The sequence below is a fragment of the Micromonospora sp. NPDC048947 genome (assembly GCF_040649495.1).
Lineage (GTDB): Bacteria > Actinomycetota > Actinomycetes > Mycobacteriales > Micromonosporaceae > Micromonospora > Micromonospora alfalfae.
Map to the genome: position 1 here is coordinate 270,011 of NZ_JBEZFO010000004.1, position 16,229 is coordinate 286,239.

At 68.7% G+C, this 16,229-nt stretch carries 15 protein-coding genes; 11 read left to right on the forward strand and 4 right to left on the reverse strand.

Annotated elements, in window-relative coordinates; genetic code table 11:
• Positions 1 to 25: 25 nt before the first annotated feature.
• Both AB0B98_RS08545 and AB0B98_RS08550 read right to left on the reverse strand, forming a co-directional pair.
• Positions 26 to 379 carry an adenylyltransferase/cytidyltransferase family protein gene (locus AB0B98_RS08545; RefSeq protein WP_357361572.1) on the reverse strand — a complete coding sequence of 118 codons (354 nt, stop codon included), beginning with the start codon at positions 377 to 379 and terminating at the stop codon, positions 26 to 28.
• Between the two features lie 153 nt (positions 380 to 532).
• Entirely contained in the window at positions 533 to 1,252 is a 720-nt protein-coding gene (locus AB0B98_RS08550; protein ID WP_357361573.1) for a VOC family protein, read from the reverse strand.
• 401 nt (positions 1,253 to 1,653) lie between these two features.
• Here AB0B98_RS08550 and AB0B98_RS08555 point away from each other — a divergent pair, with 401 nt between their 5' ends.
• From AB0B98_RS08555 to AB0B98_RS08575, 5 genes are read left to right on the forward strand one after another with little or no spacing between them, the layout of a single operon-like run.
• Positions 1,654 to 2,052, forward strand: coding sequence for a YbaB/EbfC family nucleoid-associated protein (locus AB0B98_RS08555; RefSeq protein ID WP_357361574.1), 399 nt, complete (start codon positions 1,654 to 1,656; stop codon positions 2,050 to 2,052).
• Entirely contained in the window at positions 2,049 to 2,375 is a 327-nt protein-coding gene (locus tag AB0B98_RS08560) for a hypothetical protein (RefSeq protein WP_357361575.1), read from the forward strand. The genes AB0B98_RS08555 and AB0B98_RS08560 overlap by 4 nt, the downstream gene beginning before the upstream one ends.
• Positions 2,372 to 3,073 carry a hypothetical protein gene (locus AB0B98_RS08565; protein WP_238668103.1) on the forward strand — a complete coding sequence of 234 codons (702 nt, stop codon included), beginning with the start codon at positions 2,372 to 2,374 and terminating at the stop codon, positions 3,071 to 3,073. Before AB0B98_RS08560 ends, AB0B98_RS08565 begins: the two co-directional genes overlap by 4 nt.
• A 10-nt stretch (positions 3,074 to 3,083) precedes the next feature.
• Positions 3,084 to 3,893, forward strand: a complete 810-nt coding sequence (locus tag AB0B98_RS08570; protein ID WP_357361576.1) for a hypothetical protein — start codon at positions 3,084 to 3,086, stop codon at positions 3,891 to 3,893.
• Between the two features lie 34 nt (positions 3,894 to 3,927).
• A complete protein-coding gene (locus tag AB0B98_RS08575) occupies positions 3,928 to 4,617 on the forward strand; it encodes a hypothetical protein (protein WP_357361577.1) in 690 nt (229 codons plus the stop codon).
• A gap of 57 nt (positions 4,618 to 4,674) precedes the next feature.
• On the opposite strand, the gene AB0B98_RS08580 is transcribed toward AB0B98_RS08575, so the two are convergent.
• The gene (locus AB0B98_RS08580; RefSeq protein WP_357361578.1) at positions 4,675 to 5,565 is read right to left on the reverse strand and encodes a hypothetical protein; all 891 of its coding nucleotides are present in this window, start codon (positions 5,563 to 5,565) and stop codon (positions 4,675 to 4,677) included.
• 111 nt (positions 5,566 to 5,676) lie between these two features.
• Between AB0B98_RS08580 and AB0B98_RS08585 the strand changes: the two genes are divergently transcribed.
• From AB0B98_RS08585 to AB0B98_RS08605, 5 genes are all read left to right on the forward strand, one after another.
• A complete protein-coding gene (locus AB0B98_RS08585; RefSeq protein WP_357361579.1) occupies positions 5,677 to 5,907 on the forward strand; it encodes a hypothetical protein in 231 nt (76 codons plus the stop codon).
• 89 nt (positions 5,908 to 5,996) lie between these two features.
• A complete protein-coding gene (locus AB0B98_RS08590) occupies positions 5,997 to 6,788 on the forward strand; it encodes an SCO2525 family SAM-dependent methyltransferase (RefSeq protein ID WP_238668099.1) in 792 nt (263 codons plus the stop codon).
• 231 nt (positions 6,789 to 7,019) lie between these two features.
• The gene (locus tag AB0B98_RS08595; RefSeq protein ID WP_357361580.1) at positions 7,020 to 8,861 is read left to right on the forward strand and encodes an SCO2524 family protein; all 1,842 of its coding nucleotides are present in this window, start codon (positions 7,020 to 7,022) and stop codon (positions 8,859 to 8,861) included.
• The gene (locus AB0B98_RS08600; RefSeq protein WP_203120842.1) at positions 8,862 to 9,791 is read left to right on the forward strand and encodes an SCO2523 family variant P-loop protein; all 930 of its coding nucleotides are present in this window, start codon (positions 8,862 to 8,864) and stop codon (positions 9,789 to 9,791) included.
• Positions 9,792 to 9,796: 5 nt separating this feature from the next.
• Complete coding sequence (locus AB0B98_RS08605; RefSeq protein ID WP_357361682.1) at positions 9,797 to 10,753, forward strand: SCO2522 family protein; 957 nt, start codon at positions 9,797 to 9,799, stop codon at positions 10,751 to 10,753.
• Positions 10,754 to 10,759: 6 nt separating this feature from the next.
• Here the strand turns inward: AB0B98_RS08605 and AB0B98_RS08610 are convergent, their stop codons facing one another.
• Entirely contained in the window at positions 10,760 to 11,716 is a 957-nt protein-coding gene (locus AB0B98_RS08610) for an SCO2521 family protein (protein ID WP_238668096.1), read from the reverse strand.
• Between the two features lie 299 nt (positions 11,717 to 12,015).
• Between AB0B98_RS08610 and AB0B98_RS08615 the strand changes: the two genes are divergently transcribed.
• Positions 12,016 to 16,227 (forward strand): HEAT repeat domain-containing protein, encoded by a 4,212-nt coding sequence (locus AB0B98_RS08615; protein ID WP_357361581.1) that lies wholly within the window; start codon positions 12,016 to 12,018, stop codon positions 16,225 to 16,227.
• Positions 16,228 to 16,229: the final 2 nt, after the last annotated feature.

Genomic DNA, 16,229 nt, shown 5'->3' on the forward strand with positions numbered 1-16,229 from the left:
GCCACCGTTTCGGTTGCCCCGCGCGTCACTCTCGGCCCCCCGGGAGCGGCGGGGCGGACTTCGCCATGCGGTATGCGCGTATGGCAGTGGACGAGGTGGCCGCCAGGTGCGGACGGGGCGGCAACCAGACGGTCTGCATACCGAGTTGCTCGTTCATCGCAGCCAGTTGGTACTCGTAGCGAAAGTCCGCCCTGGCTGTGGCCTCGGCTGTTGGTTGCTTGTCGGCGCTCACCGCCAGCAACACGATGACCCGGTCGAACATCACCCGAGCACGGGACACCAGGTCGCGGTGCCCGAGGGTGAACGGATCGAACGTGCCCGGATAGACCGCCAGCGAACCGTGTGCCGGCAGCACTCCACGATCCGACGTGTCCGTCACCGCCACTCCAACCGCATGGCCACGATCATCCCAGCCGGACAGGTGCCGAACCAACTGGTCAGTGTCGTCGCCACCTGCCACCGCCGACATCCGGGTCTGCCGCTGAACGGCGCGGCTATCGCCCGGTTGCCAGTCAGGCGTTGGTACGGTGATTCACCGTAGTGCTGCTGCGAGTTCGGCGGCGTTGTCGAACGCGGTTGCCGCCCTTTCGGATTCGTCTTCCGTGAGCGTGACGGTCTGGGCGCGGGCCAGCATCTCGGCTGCGGTCTTTGGGTCGTGCAGCACCATCGCGAGTTCGGCGCGGTAGACCACGACCTCCACCTGCTCGACCGGGTCGTCGTCGGCTTGCGGGCGGGCCAGCGCGCTGTCGAGGATCCGAACGGCCTGTTCGACGTTTCCCCTGGAATCGGCCTGCACGACGGCATTCGCCAGGGCCTTGGCCAGCCGCCCGGCAGGTGTGACAGCCGGCGTGGGCGCGGTGGCGGCGTGCCGGAAGACGCGGATCCAGTTGCCGCCCGGGTCGATGACGCTGAATCCACCCAAGCCGTCGGCGTTCTTCCGCGCCCTGGGCCGGGTCATGCGCGGCGTTCCGGACACCAGTACCTTGCCGTACGCGGCGCGCATGCCGGCGGCGAATGCCCGATGCAGTCCCTCGATGTCCGGGGTGAGTACGAGGCAGGAGCCGTAGGACTGTTCCGGGTCGAATCCGGGGATCTCGAAGAACTGCAGCTGCAGGTCTTCACGCTGCACCCCTACACACGCGTTGGGCTTGCGTTGCTTGTACGTGGTGCGGAAACCGAGAACTCCGTAGAAGGTTTCGATGTCGTCGATGGATGCGCACGGCAGCAGTGGAACGGTCACCTCGTTGGTCATGCCTCCTTCCTAAGCGGCGCACGGTGTCCATCGCACATGGAAATAGCCGATCATCGCCTTTGATCATCCGATCGGCTGATGACCCAGGACGCAACGCGGCATAGTCGAGCCCGCGGATGCCGTGCCTGGGCGACGCTGCCGCGAACAGACCCATCGCCGCGTGCGGTCTCCTCGGCGACGCACCGGTCAATATCGACGTAAGTCAGCGAATCCATTGACACCGTCACGCCAGTCACGGCCGGGACGGCGGGTCAGTCAGATCGTGAAAATGCTCTACAATCGACCCTGGCCTTAAGGGCGTGGGACGTTCGGCAATATCCCGCCGGATCCCGGGCTATTCGGGGAGGCGCATGGAAATCGGGGCTGTGGGCGGGGGCGGTGTCCTTGACCCGGATGGCGCGATGGATCAGCTACGGGCCTGGCATGGCCGCATCGACAAGCTCGCCACCGACACGAAGGTGATGAGTGATCGGCTGCGTGAGCTGCAGGTCACGGTCGCGGACGACAACGGTCTGGCTGAGGTCACTGTGGACTCCACGGGAGCCCTGTTGGGCTTGCGCCTGGGTCGGCAGACTCAGCGGGTCTCGCCCGAGGTGGTGGCCCAGGCGGTCATGAACGCGCTCCGGCGGGCGAAGGAGCAGCTGGCCGAGCGGTCGCAGCAGATCATCGCGGAGACCGTCGGTACCGAGTCGACTGCCGCGCGGGCGATCGCCGATCGGGTGGGCAGGCAACTGCGACCCGATCCGGAACCCGGGTGGGGCGAGCCGGGTGCCCACGACGGCCAGGGCTGGCGACGATGAACAGCGCGGCAGGGTGGACGGCCGACACCGCGCAGATCCGCGCGCACAGCGCGTCGATCGAGGCGTTGCGCTCCCGGTTGGAGGCAGTCCGCGGCGCGAGCGCCCACATCGCGCAGAACGACCAGGCGTACGGGCTGCTCTGCGGCTGGATCTCGGCCGTCCTGGAGGGCCGGCACACCCGCCAGGACGAGCTGGTCGCGTCCCTCGACGAGAACCTACGGTTGGTCGCGGACGGCCTGCGTCGCACCGCCGGCAGCTACGACGGTGTAGACAGCGACGGGGCGGCCTCGATGAGCGCGATCAGCAGACGGCTGAGCGCATGACCGACGTGTCGCTGGTTGCGGGCGTCCAGTCGACCCGTGAGGTGTGGACCGGCTCGTCGCTGGCCGACGGGGTCGAAGGCCTGGTGGACGCGATCCGCAGTGAGGGCTGGGTGGATGACCTGCTCGCCGGGGTGTCCCTCGGGCTGGACGTGGCCGCGACGGTGCTGGACCCGTTCAGCGCGTTGCTGGCCAACGGCCTCGGTTGGGCAATGGAGTACTTCGAACCGTTGCGCGAGGTGCTCGACTGGTTGACCGGCATGCCCGACGTGGTCGCGTCGCACGCGGCGACCTGGGACAACATGGCTGGCCATCTGCAGCAGATGGCAGTCGATCTACAGGCGCACCTGTCCGGAGACCTGCCGGACTGGCAGGGCCACGCCGCCGACGCGTACCAGTCGCTGATGAAGAACAACCTCGACGCTGTCGCGGGTCTGGGCGGTGCTGCCGCGGCGATGGCGGCCGCCACCCAGGCTGCGGGAGACCTGGTCTCCATGACCCGAGACATCGTCCGCGACCTCATCACGGACCTGGTCGCGCGCGTGATCGTGTGGGCAGTCGAGGCGATCTTCGTGGTCACCATCCCAGTGATCGCCGTGCAGATCACCGCCGCGGTGCTCAAGTGGGCGGGGCGGATCGTGGGCTACACCACCGCGCTCGTCAGCAGCCTTACCAACCTGTCAAAGCTCATCAACGGCTGACGGGGGGATCGTGGCGAAACCCAAAGGGCCGCACGGCCGTCCCGGTGATGGCAGCGAAGGCGGGGAGGACGGCGGCGACAACGGTGTGCCGCGGCAGCGCGGCGACGCCCCACATGGCAGACCCACCACCGTCGCCGAGACCCACCAGGCCGTCGCCGCAGCAATCGACCGTGGCCGCCCGGGCGGACCGGCCTCCGAGAACGGCAAGCCCGCCGGATCGAAGAGCGAGGACCCGAAGAACAACCCGGAGCTGGACAAGCACGACCCGGGGACCCTAAAGGAAATCGCCAAGGCACGTGATGCGGTCGCCGACAAACTCCAGAAAATGGCCGACGACGCGTGGGACCACGTCGACCAGAACCGGGACGAGATTCTTCAGCGGGAGGGATACCAGCGGCAGCGAGAGAAGCTCGTGGAGAGCGGCAAGCACGAGGACGTAGCGGACCTGATCGTGGAACGCACGGCGCTGGGCATTGAATCCCACCGCCACCTCGCCGACGCGATCAACGCCGCGGGGAAAGACATCATCGACCCTGCGACGGGCTTCCGGCTACGCCCCGAGGTCGGCTACGACTCGGATGGCGTCGAGACGACGAAGATAGCGGACCAGGCATTCCGTCCGGATGTCATCCTGGAGCGGCAGCACAGGGACTCCGACACCGGCAAGCTCGACTGGGAAGCCGTGCACGCCTACGACCTCAAGACCGGCCTGAAGACCGGCATCGCGCCAGGCTGGGCCGACACGGTGAAACAAGTGCTCGATCTGCACGCCAAACCCGAGGAGCTTCGGCCGACGCAGCGACCGCTGAGCGTAGACTGACCGAGCCCTGTGCATCGATCTGCGGAAGGTGCGGATGTCCTCTGCTGACAAGGCACGGCGGTGGCGGCAGATCCTGTCCGAGCTGCGCCCCGCACTGCCGGGAGAATGGCGCCTGCGCGGCGTCGGCGTCGGTAGTGTGCTGGCACGCGAGCCGCTGGACTGGTCCCTGGCCTGGATCGGATACTCCGGTTCGCCCACCCGGCCCGTGGGCTGGCTCACCGCCGGCGTGCAGCCACTCGTAACGCCTTTCACGAGCTGGATTATGACCTATGGCGTGCGGATGGACGAGGTGCAATCAGCGCCGCCGACGGTGGACCTGATGTCCGATGCGGCAGCCGGCCAGACCCGGCAGTTCGTGCTTGATGCCGGCCTGAAAGAAATCGACGACTGGCCTCCCGAGCGCCTCGCCGACGTGGCCGAACGGGACTTCGCCCGAGACCCGCGCCAGCGCCGCACACACTGGCACCAGCTACCGGGTTGGCGGGTGGTCAACGGCACCGCTTCGCCAGTCGAGCCCGCGACACAACTCGCCCAGCTGTGCCGCGAGCGGGCCGCCGGGATCTCCGGCAAGGGCGCCCGGCAACTGGCCGAGAAGGCCGCGTTCTACGAACGACTCACCCAGGCATGGCATGACGGAGAACGCGAGTCGGCTCTCCGGTTCCTGACCTCGCACCGGGATCAGGCGCTGGCCGCCCGGAAGCTCGACAAGATACTCACCCCGTAGGTCGCCGTACCCGGTTCGCCCAGAGGCACGAGTGCGCTCCGGTCGGACCGGGCTCCCTCAGTGACCGCGGTCCAGCCTCTCCACCACCGGGGCCAACACCTCGGGCAACCGAACCTGCACGGTCCCGGTGGACTGCTCCACCACGATACGCACCGGGTGGAATTCCCCGCCGTGCCACCAGAAGATCTGGTCGGTGCAGGGATCAGTGGCCGCCACGAACATCGAGTTGGCCAAGCGGTGCAGCGCCACCGCGGCGTCGTGCAGGCGGCCCGACACGCTATGCAGCATCACCGCGCTGTACTGCGGCGCCGCGACCAGCGCGCCGTTGTCAGCGCCTTCGGGCAGGAACCGCTTGACGGACATGAGGGCGGTCGTGACGAACGGGTTGCCGTCCGAGGCGAGCAGACGAACCGAACCACCGGTGGGCAGCTCATGATCCCGCACGTCGAGAGAGACCAGTTCACGCTCCACGGTCTGCCGCACGGCAGTGCGAACCAGCCCTTCGGGATCGGGGCCCAGTCGCGCCGCCTGAGCGAGGGTCAGCAGGTCCAGACGGCCAGGCCGGTTCACCACCACCACCGCAGTGAAATGCTCACCGAACGGCATGGCCAGATAGTTGTCCGACTCGGGGGTCTCGGCCGCCGGGATGAGCCGCAGCCGCAGTTGCTCGAGGTCGCTCGGCCCAAGGTCGGCGGAGACCTGGTCCGGCATCTCCCGGCGTATCGCTGCGACCCAGTCGGCCACCAGCTCGGGCCACGCCTGGTAGGGCTGATCCAGGCAGAGACGGAGCAACGGACCCAGGGACACCCGAGCCCGACCACCCGGCATGGCGATGATGACCTCATCGCTTTCCGCCGCGACGCGTGCGCCCGGCAGGGAGGCCGGCAACGCGTCTTCGACCAGGGCTCGGACGGTGCCCATCAGGTCTGGGTTCTGCGACGACGACACGCTGCATTCATACCATTGACCACCCGCGACAGCGAATCCCATCGGTGGGGTAACAGCAGCAGCGAAGTCTCAACCCCGTGCTGCGTCGGCGCCTGGTGTGAGATCGACCGAATGGACGTGGTGCTCAAGGTGGAAGTGGCCTCCGCCCTGGTCAGGGTGAGCGGAATGATCGGGGCGATGCTCATGACGGAGAACCCACCGTCCGAGGGGCCCGGCGCGGCCAGGACCGGGGTGAGCGTGGACTGGGCCGGTCACCGGATGCGAACTGGTCGGGTTGTCGGCATCCGGCCGGCGTCCTGTCGTCGTCATTCCCGGCGCGTGATGAAGTTCCTGCACTTGTGAGCGAACACCACCGTCGATACATAATGGGCAGTGCACTGAGCGCCGCTTCAGCGACCAATGTGATCCGCCGACCCGATGGAGGCCCGTCCATGGCGTTGACCCCGGCGACTGGGGGCGGTTGCGGCGAGTCGACGCCACGCTCGCCGATTCAGTCGCCGAGGCCCGTCAATTCCGACGTCGAGTGGGACAGCTTCGACCCGCAGGCATATGTCCGGCACAACTATGCGGATCTGCGGTCCGACGATCGGGAGATCCTCTGCCGCATCCGAGACTTCTTCGCCGAGGCGAAGCTCTCCGACGCGCGGTGCGTCGACGTGGGGTCGGGAGCGAACCTGTATCCGGCGCTGTCGCTACTGCCGTTCGCAAAGGCCGTCGACCTGTGTGAATGGTCGACGGCGAACGTGAACTGGCTGCGCACGCAGGTCGACAGCTACGACGAGCTCTGGGATCCGTACTGGCAGGTGTGCGTGGAGCACCCGGCGTACGCCGCGCTGGCGGACCCGCGCCGGCGCCTGGCGCAGGTGGGCCGGGTGGTGCGCGCCAGCGTCTTCACCCTGCCGAGGCACACCTGGAGCGCCGGCACGATGTTCTTCGTGGCCTGTTCCATCTCGGCCGACCGGGCCGAGGCCGAGCACGCGATCGGTCGGTTTCTGGATGCGCTGCGGCCCGGGTCGCCCTTCGCCGTGACGGTCATGCTCGGGTCCCTCGGCTACAGCGTCGGTCGGCGGATGTTCCCGGCTGTGGCACTGCAGCGCGCCGACGTGGTGGCCACTATCGCGGCGGGCGCGTACGACCTGGACGTCCACGAGGTGCGGCCCAAGCCGCCGCTGCGCGACGGGTATTTGAGCATGCTGCTGGCCACCGGCCGTACCCGCGGATAGCGCCGATGCGTGCCTGCGGGATGCGTCGACGCCATGCCTGTCGACGCAGCGTGGGGGCGTGGCATTGCATAGCGCGCCCGATTGGCCGGAGTGCCGACACGCGGCCATCGAAGCCTTTCAGGTGGCACTCGACTGGCCCGCTACCATGATGCTGAACGGCATAGTGGACCATCGTGGGCACGGCAATACCAGAGGGTTCGAGTCGACGACTACAACAGACGGCGGTGGGTCATGCGGATGCAGCCGCGCCAGGAGATCCTCGACATCTGGCGGGCTACGGTTCGCAGTTGCTGGGCGAACGGTGAATGGCACTGGGGTAGCCGAAGTGGTAGCAACTCGATCAGCGACGCCGAGCAACTGCTGACCCTGTTGCTCCCCGCGGCCAAGGTCCCCGTGTTGTCACTGGACGACCCGGACCGCGCCGACGAAGAGGTGATCGAGGCGCTCAGCCCGATCGGCGGCGCGATCGAGATTCCCCGCCGCCTGGTCAGCGTGATGATCGACTATTTCCGGCGGTACACGGACGACGCCGGCGCGCCGATCTTCGGCGGGGGCAGTTACCTCACCCCGCTGGAGGGCGGTCCGGAGCTCACCGACGAGCAGCGTTCCCTGGACATCGTCGACTCGTTCGCGGTGTCGGTCACACTCACGCTGGCGACGATCGGTTTCGTCAAGGTCTACAGAGGCTCCACCCAGCGGCGCGACCTGCTGGCGCAACTGGACGAACTGGACGCGATGGCGGGAGCACGCCTCACGGCGGCGATGGTCGGCCTGCTCCGCAGCTTCAGCACCTTCGTCTTCACCTCCACCGACGAGTACGGCATTCGTCTGTGCGACATGGTCAACCAGGACGAGATGCCGCGCCGTGAGTTGGTGGCGGCGCTGCGCGAGCAGTTGCGGGACACGATGGCGAGCCTGCGTAGCGTGATCATCGGGTCGGGTCGGGTGACCGAGGACCTGGACAACAGCGAGATGCTGTTCGAGTGCGGCTGGTCGTGGGGGGTCATCTCCGGTGCCGAGGAGGTCCCGACCACCGAGCCGATCGGCCTGCAGCGTGAGGGCTCGGCGGAGAACGCCCCCTACCTGTACTTCACGGTTATCGCGATGGACGCCATCGAGGACCTGAACTCCGAGCGCACCCGGCTGCTCGGGTTGCTCAACGAGGAGCAGCAGCGGCTGTCCCGGGCGCTGCAACTGCGCTGGGAGCTCACCCGGACTTACTGGGCGACGGTGGCGACCTTCGGCAACCGACGGCGGTGGCCCATCGAGGACATCCCCTGGCGGACGACCGACGGTGACCGGACCGACTACTACACCCTCCAGGCCACGTCGCTGGCGGTGAAGGGCCTGATCGCCGTCGGGCGCGGCGGTGACGAGGAGCTCGGGCGGATCGCCTCGGTGCTGGTGGAGCTGGCGCAGCGGGCGCGGATCACCCGGCGGGCGTCGCCCGGCGAGCCGGCGCTGTTCGTGCACGCGCCAGGCAAGCGGGTGACACTGAACGACGACACGTCAAAGCCGATCATGACGTGGAACGTCAACGAGTTCTCCACGGTGCTGTTACAGCGGGCGACCACCGTCGCCGGTCTGCTGAGCAACGCCCGACGGCGCAGTGAACTGCTCGAACTGGCCGACGAGGTGTGGGACCACCTGCTGCTGCGGCGCATCCCGGACGGCCGGCACCAAGGGCTGTGGGACCACGCCGGTGGTGCCTTTCCCGGCCTGGCGCCGAAGCCTGACGCACCCTCCTGGTATCTGACCGAGCGGGTGGTGCAGGCCCTGGTCACCTCCGGTCAACTGCTGTGGGAGCGGCCGTTCCCACGAGCCGGCCGGCTGGCCGACTACGCGCAGGATCTCATCGACGAGGCCGAATACCTGTTCGACCGGGAGTTGATGCGCGGCACCTTCGACGGTGAGGCGATGCAGCGCAGCATGCGCAGCATCAGAGCCAGCCTGGGCCGGGCGCAGCTGCTGGTCGACGAGCGTCCCGGCACGGCGGCCGCTCTGGTGAACACTCTCCTGTTGCTGCTCAACGACGTCGCCACCGGGCAGCAGAAGGCCAGCGAGGGGATCTGAATGCTGGTCTTCGTCACGTCACACAAGGGCGGCACCGGGCGGTCGGTGACCGCGGCGAACATCGCCTACCGCAGCGCGTTGTCCGGTCGCCCCACCTGCTACCTGGATTACGACTTCGGCTCGCCGACCGCCGGCATCACGTTCCAGATTCCGCAGGCCGTCAATGGCGTGGAGGGCGCCGGGCCCAACGGTGGTGGCCTGCACCGATATTTGCGCGGGGAAATCCCGTCCCCGGAGCAGTTGGACGTGTGGGGCACCTCCGAACGTGCCAGCCTGCGGCAGAGGCCCATCGGGTCCGGTCCGCTGGTGCTCCTGCCGGGGCAACGCAACGGCAGCGAGTTCGGTTTCACAAACGACATCGCCAAGCGCTGCGCCGAACTCTTCCTCAGGCTGGAGGAGGAGTTCGACCTGACCCTTGTGGACCTCAGCGCCGGCCGGTCGTACGCCAGTCAGATCGCGCTGGCCGCCACCGCGACCTCGACCCTGCGCAAGGTCGCCGTGCGCTGGCTGGTCTTCCACCGGTGGACTCCCCAGCACGTCACCGCAGCGGCGGACCTGGCCTTCGAGGCGGGTGGGATCGTGGCCATGGGCAAGGAGTACGGCCACGAGCCGGACCGGCTACGGGAGTCGCTGCGCTTCATCCGTACGGCGGTGATCGACTCACGTGGCCCGGAGGTCGGCCACCTCGGCCTCGCCCAGCAGGCCTTCCTGCGTAAGTGCGACGCGGAGCTGTCGGAGCTGGCTCGACGACGCGGTGTCGGGCGGACGACGCTGCTCGGCGTGGTGCCGCTGGACCCTCTGCTGCAGTGGCGGGAGCAGCTGATCTCCGATCACGACGTGCAATCCAAAATTGCCAACGTCAAGACGGTGGACGCCTTCGTTGACCTGACCGAGAAGCTTTTCGACGAGACGGCATGGGACACCGCGTGATCGGCATGGATGTCAGGTTCCAGGAGGCAGCTGCGGTGCGTCGTACAGAGAGCGTGGCGTACTCGCATCTGTCGGTGGAGCTGGGGCACTTCTACGCGGAGGACTTCGGCGACGGGTGTGAGGAGCTGAGGCGCAAGTTCGAGCGGATCGCGGACTGGTCGGCCGCTATCCCGGCTCTGGCCCGACGAGGGCTGCCTGCACACCGGGAGCCGCGGATCAGCACCTGCTTCATGTTGGACGACTACTTCCACCGCTTCGGCACCCCCCGCGAGGTGATCCCGCAGGTGCAGAGCGCCGCGGCGGAGCACGGCCTGGTCTTGGACTACGTGGCCCGGGAGTCCAGCTTCGCCCGGCACGACGGTGCCGAGCTGGCCCGGTTGGTGGTCGACACACTGGTGGTGGAACCCCCTCGGCACACCACCGGGAGTCGTCCACCGTTGAGCGAGTCGGGCTGGCTGTCCAACGGTAAGCGGTCACCCGGGCACGTCGACGCGCCGGCCATGACCCTGCCACGTCCGTGGTCTCCGCCGTTGCAGTCCGGCGATCCCCGGCACTCCATCTTCGTCGACATCGAGCTGTGGTCCGACGAGCCGGACGCCCGGGTATGGGCCTGCGCCCTGCTCGCCTCGGTCTGGCAGATGACCCGACTCGGCGTGCTACGGCATCGGGGTGAGACGATGACGCAGCCGTGCCGGCTCGCCGGCGAGCTGCCGACGGACTGGGACGAACTCCCGGCGATCGTGCAGCTGAACCCGGCGGCCGCGCCGTTCTGCGCGTATCGCACGCTGACTCTGATGGGCACTCAGTACCTGCCGGTGGAGCTGGCCGTACGGACCATTCTCGGCCAGGTGGCGGTGCCGCCGGCGGTCGCGCAGCAGGTCGCCAAGCGGGCCGGCGGCGAGGGCCTGCACCTGCCCAGCGAGCTGGTCGACCGGCTGAGCTACGTGTTCATCAGCGACTGAGCGTGCTCAGCGCCCGCACGGCTCGTCGATGGTCACCCGGCCGGCCAGGTCGCGCAGCAGGGCCATGTTGCTCACGCTGATCTGATCCCGGATCCAGTTGACCGACGAGTTCCACTGACGGCTGAACCCGGGTACCTGCTCCAACTGGTCCCAGATCGGCCGCAGCCGGGGGTGCACCCGCGCGCCGGGCAGCCACAGGTGCAGCAGGTGCTCCAGCACCGGCCGCAGCCGCTCGACGTGCTCCTGCCCGGAGGCCGATCGGGTGACAGCGGACTCCACCAGCGAGGACAGCACTGTCAGCAGCCAGTCGTGCAATGCGAGATCTTCGCAGAGCCCGGCCATGGCGGCCGGCACGTCCTGCGGGTCGAGCACGAGTTCGACCGTACGCAGGGTGGGCGAGTCCACTGTGACCACTGCCGAGACTCCCCGGTTCGGGCGCTTGTCGGTCTGCGCGGTCCAGCGCAGCCGTGTGCGGGCGGTGCGCAGTGGTGGGCGTCTGTCCAGCAGGTCGGACATCTGCACACCGTCGAGCACCCGGCCGGTGATCGCCTCCAGGTTCAGCACGTCGGCGTCGTTGCCGTGCAGGAAGCCCGCACTCAGGTCGGCGACGTCCAGCTTGCCGACCGTCTCCAGGACGCCGGGGTTGGCCAGATAGTGCGACCACGGCTGGCGGCGCTCGCCGGCGACGACGTGGATGACCGAGGATGCCTGCACGATCCGGCCGCCGGTGATGATGGCCCGGGTGACGACGGCTCCCACCCCACGTAACTGGCGCTTTCTGGCGCTCGGGAGCCAGCAGTCGACACCGGTGCGAACATCGGGTGACACCGCGTACAGCGATGGACGCCGGGAGGTCAGCACGGCCTCGCCCTCGATCAGGCTGAGCACTTCGGCGCTCTGCTCCTGGGCCAGCGCCGTGCGGTGCTGCAGAAGGCTGGTGTGCACCTCACCGACAGTGAGCATGGCTTCCTCCGCAACGCTGCCACCGACCACCGCGCTCGTCGCGCGGTATGCGGCTCATGCTGATTGACGTACACCCCTCGCGACCGGCACTGACACGCATCCGCGTCGGACAACCGAAACTCCACGAGTACGAGATTCGACCGCCCGGATGCGTATCTGTTGATGGCCATCATAGGCCCGGGGTGGACGGGAATCCCATGTACGGCGGGCGTTCGGAGTGTTCGCGGGTCGGACGGACGTGACAGCGACTGATATTTTCAATGGTGCGGTCGCCAGCCACCCCCTGGAGTTTGCCGTTCATGAAGGTCTACATTTCGGCCACACAAAAGGACCTGCTGGAATACCGCGCTGCCGTGCACGCAGTGGCTCGCCGCCTGGAGATCGACGACGTGGCCATGGAGGCGTACGGCGCAGACATCCGGCCGCCGCTGGAACGCTGCCTCGCCGACGTGCGCCGGTGCGACCTCTACGTGGGGCTGTTCGCCTGGCGGTACGGGTTCCGGCCGCCCGGCCAGGAGTCCTCCATCACCGAGTTGGAATACCGGGAGGCGCTCGCGGCGGGAAAGCCCTGTCTGGTCTTCCTGCTCGCCGAGGACACGCCCTGGCCGGTCGACATGATCGACCGGGATGCCGACTGGCAGCAGATCGTCGCACTGCGCCGCGAGCTCAAGGAACGCCACCTCTGCGCCTTCTTCTCCGGCGTGGACGACCTCACCGCCAAGGTGACCGCCGCACTGGCCGACGTGCGCAGCGGCAGGTCCCCGGCCCGCGAGCCCGCCGACCCGGACACCCACCTGCCGGCGGCCGTCCGCAACCAGTACTACAAGCAGCTGTCGCTGAGATACCAGGCGGTCTCGGTGGACGCGGTCTCACCGCGTCCCACCATCGGCTATCTCACCGTCGGGCTGCCCAAGGTGTTCGTGGAGCCCCGCGTCCACGAGGACGCGCGACCGGAGATGCCGCTGGCCTGGTGGCGTTGGGCCGGGTCCACGCCGGGTGACGACGTCGGCGGGCTGCCCGGGGTGGTCAACCCGGAGGAGGTGGAGCGGCTCTGGGAGGAGTACGCGGCCAAGGACGAGCTGTCGTTGTTCGACGTGGTGTCCGACCCGGGCCGGCGCACGATGGTGCTGCTCGGCGACCCCGGCTCGGGCAAGTCCGCGGCCGCACGGTACCTGGCACTGACGCTGGCCGAGGTCTGCGTCGAGCCTCGACTGAGTGCGCTGGACCGGTACCTGCCCGTCCTGATCGAGCTGCGCTCCTACGCCACCCATCACGGGGACGGCCGGTGCGACGGCCTGCTCGACTACGTCGGCCACCGCCACCAGCAGGGGCTGGCCGGTGTCGACCAGGAGGTGCTGGAGGCGTACCTGCGCCAGGGCGGCCAGGCGCTGTTCCTGTTCGACGGCCTGGACGAGGTGTTCGACCCGGCGCAGCGGGAAGAGGTGGCCGCGCAGATCGCCACGTTCGCCAACGAGTACCCGGGGGTGTTGACAGTGGTCACCTCGCGGGCGGCCGGCTACCAGCGGCACACCTTTGCCAACGCAGGCTTCGACCACTTCACACTGGAGGATCTCGACGACGAGCAGATCGCGAGATTTCTCGGCAACTGGTACCGATACGTGATGCCCACGCCGGCTGCGGAGGCAGAGCGGCAGCGGCGGCAGATCCTCGACGTGGTGGGCAGTTCCCGGGCGATGCGCGAGATCGCCGGCAACCCCCTGCTGCTGATGCTCATGGCGATCGTCGGCCGGGGTCACCCGCTGCCCCGCAACCGCCGTCGGCTCTACGCGCACGTGACCGACGTACTGATCTCCGAGTGGGATGTGACCAAGCAACTGCGCGAAAGCCACGGCGACGTGCCGTCGCTGGACCTGCAGGCGAAGCGCCGGCTGCTGCGTCACCTGGCGTACTGGATGCAGTTCCGCGAGTCCGGCCCCGCCGGCAACTACATTGAATCCGACGAATTGGCGCGCATCTTCCGGGACCACCTCGTCGCGTTCTACGGTTTCGAGAATGAGCGGGCCCTCGCCATGGCTTACTCGATGATCGACAAATTGCGGCAGCGAAGCTTCATCCTGGAACGTTACGGACTGCGACTGTTCGGGTTTGTGCACCGCGCGTTCCTGGAATTCTTCTGTGCCGAAGAGATCGTGGACAGATGCGAGCACGACCCGACCTGGGGCATCGATCGTCTGCGTTCGCTGTTTCGCGATCACTGGGCCGATCCGTCGTGGCGGGAGGTGCTCCGACTGGTCGCCAGCGCCCTGCCCGCCCAGACCGCCAACGAGCTGGTCACCCTGCTCGCCACCGAGGCCACCCAACAGTGGCCGCCGCTGAACCTGACCGGGCCGCCGTGGAACCTGGTGCTGGCGGCGCAGTGCGTGGCCGAGGCGCCGCAGCCCGCCGAACTGGCCGGCGCGGGCGACGCCGTGCTGCGCCAGGTCGTGCGTCTCATCGAGCATGGCATCTCCGCCGACGACCCGAACCTGGTGGATCTCACCGAGCAGGAGCTGCTGTCCTCTATCCGGGCACTCGGCCCGAGTTGGCCCGGCCGGGAGATCTTCCTGCACTGGTACCGCCGCCGTGGGGTCCGGACCAGTTGGCGATCCGGCTCTGCCTTCGCCACCCGGATCGCAGCGGTGCTGTCCACCGCCGAGGAGCAGATGGAGGACCTGCTCGTCCGGGAGCTGGGGCAGGGCCGTGAGCGGCAGGCCCACCTCACCCTGGTCGCCGGGCTGGCCGAAGCCGCCGGTCGGCTGGAGGCCACCGGCTGCAGCAGTCGCCAATGCCGGGACATCCTGCTCGCCCAGGCGCACGCCGAGGTCTCCACAGCGGTGCGGCAGGCCGCCGTACGCGCACTGGTCGCCCACTTCGGCACCGACCTCGACCTCGTGGACGTGCTGCGCGACCTCGCCAGCTCCCCCGACCTCGCGGTGCGGGCGTTGGCCGTGCAGTCCCTCGGCACCCGGTCCGAACTCTCCGACGACGTCCGTCAGGTGCTGGCCAGGGCCACCGGGGACACCGCCGTCGCGGTGCGGCGAGCCGCCGCCGGAGTGCTCACCGCGCGTTGCGCCGACCTGCCGGACGCACCCGAGACGATGCAGCGACTGCTGGCCACCGACGCCGACCCCGGTGTGGTGCAGTGCGCGTTGAAGGGTCTGCTGGTCCTGCCGGAGTACGCCGAGAGCGCACGAACCACGGCGTTGCGGCGGGTCACCGGCGATTCCCCGGACGAGGTCCGACGCTGCATTCTGACCGAGCTGCTGCGCGAGCGACCCAGCCCGGAAAGCGTCGAGCTGTTGCTGAAGCTGGCCTGCTCGGACACGTCCGCGCGGGTCCGCGCGGTCGCCGTGCAGCGGTTGGCGCTCGTACCCGACCCGGAGGGGCGCTGCCGGGCCCGGCTGATCGATCAGATCGAGCAGGACGAGGACTCCTCCGTGCGAGCCGCCGCGGTCACCGCTCTGATCGACCGCGACCGCGCCGACGACATCAGCTGGACAGTGGTGGCCCGCTCGGCTCACGTCGACGAGGACGCGACGGTACGCCTCGCCGCGGTGCGCGCGCTGGCCGAGGCCTACCCCGACCACCGCACCGGGGAACTGCTGCTGGAGAGCGCTCGACGCGATCCGACAGCGAGCGTCCGGCTCGCCGCCGTCGACCTGCTCACCGGGCGACCGCTGTTCGGCCACGCGACCCGCGATCTGCTCATCAGCCGCGCCTCCCAGGAGCGGGACCCGATCGTCCGGCTGCGGGTCACCCGTAGCCTGGCCCGTCTCGCCGACCCACCGGACCTTGAGGTGCGGGAGTGCCTTGCCGAGCAGGTCAGTCGGGACCCCGACCCGAACGTGCTGTGCGCCGCCGCCCAGGCGCTCGCCCGCCACGGCGACGCCCCGGGCCTGATGGAGACACTGTGCCGGCGGGCACGCCGAGACAGCTACGTCGGCATCCGGTTGGCCGCCGTACAGACCCTCTGCGCGTACGGGAGCCCGGAACTGGTGACCGACGTGCTGTTGGAATGCGTCGAGTCCGACACCGACCCGACCGTGTTCGATGCGGCAGTGCGTTGTCTGACCAAGCAGGGCTCGGCGTCCATGGCGGTGACGCTGCGGCTCATGCGCCGCCTGTCGGACCAGGACCCGGCGATCCGCGCCCGCATCGCCGCCGCGCTCGGCGAGCACTTCGGCGCCGACCCGGAGGTTCAGGTGCTGCTGGTCGGGCTGGTCCGCGACGATCCGGCCCTGGAGGTTCGCCGCCGGGCCGTGGAGCAGCTGGGCGCAAGCCTGGCCGGCCGCACGGGGGTACGGGACCTGCTGCTGCGGCTGGCTGACGACGACGACTGGGAGATCCGCCGGACCGCGCTGCTCGCGTTGACCAGTCACTACGACACCGACACCCGGACCCGGGAGGTGCTCGTGCGGCTCGCGCATCAGGAGGATGACGGCGCGGTGCGGCGGCTGGCCGGGCAACTACTGGCCACGCTGCCCGACACCCGACCCGACGACTTTCCGTGATC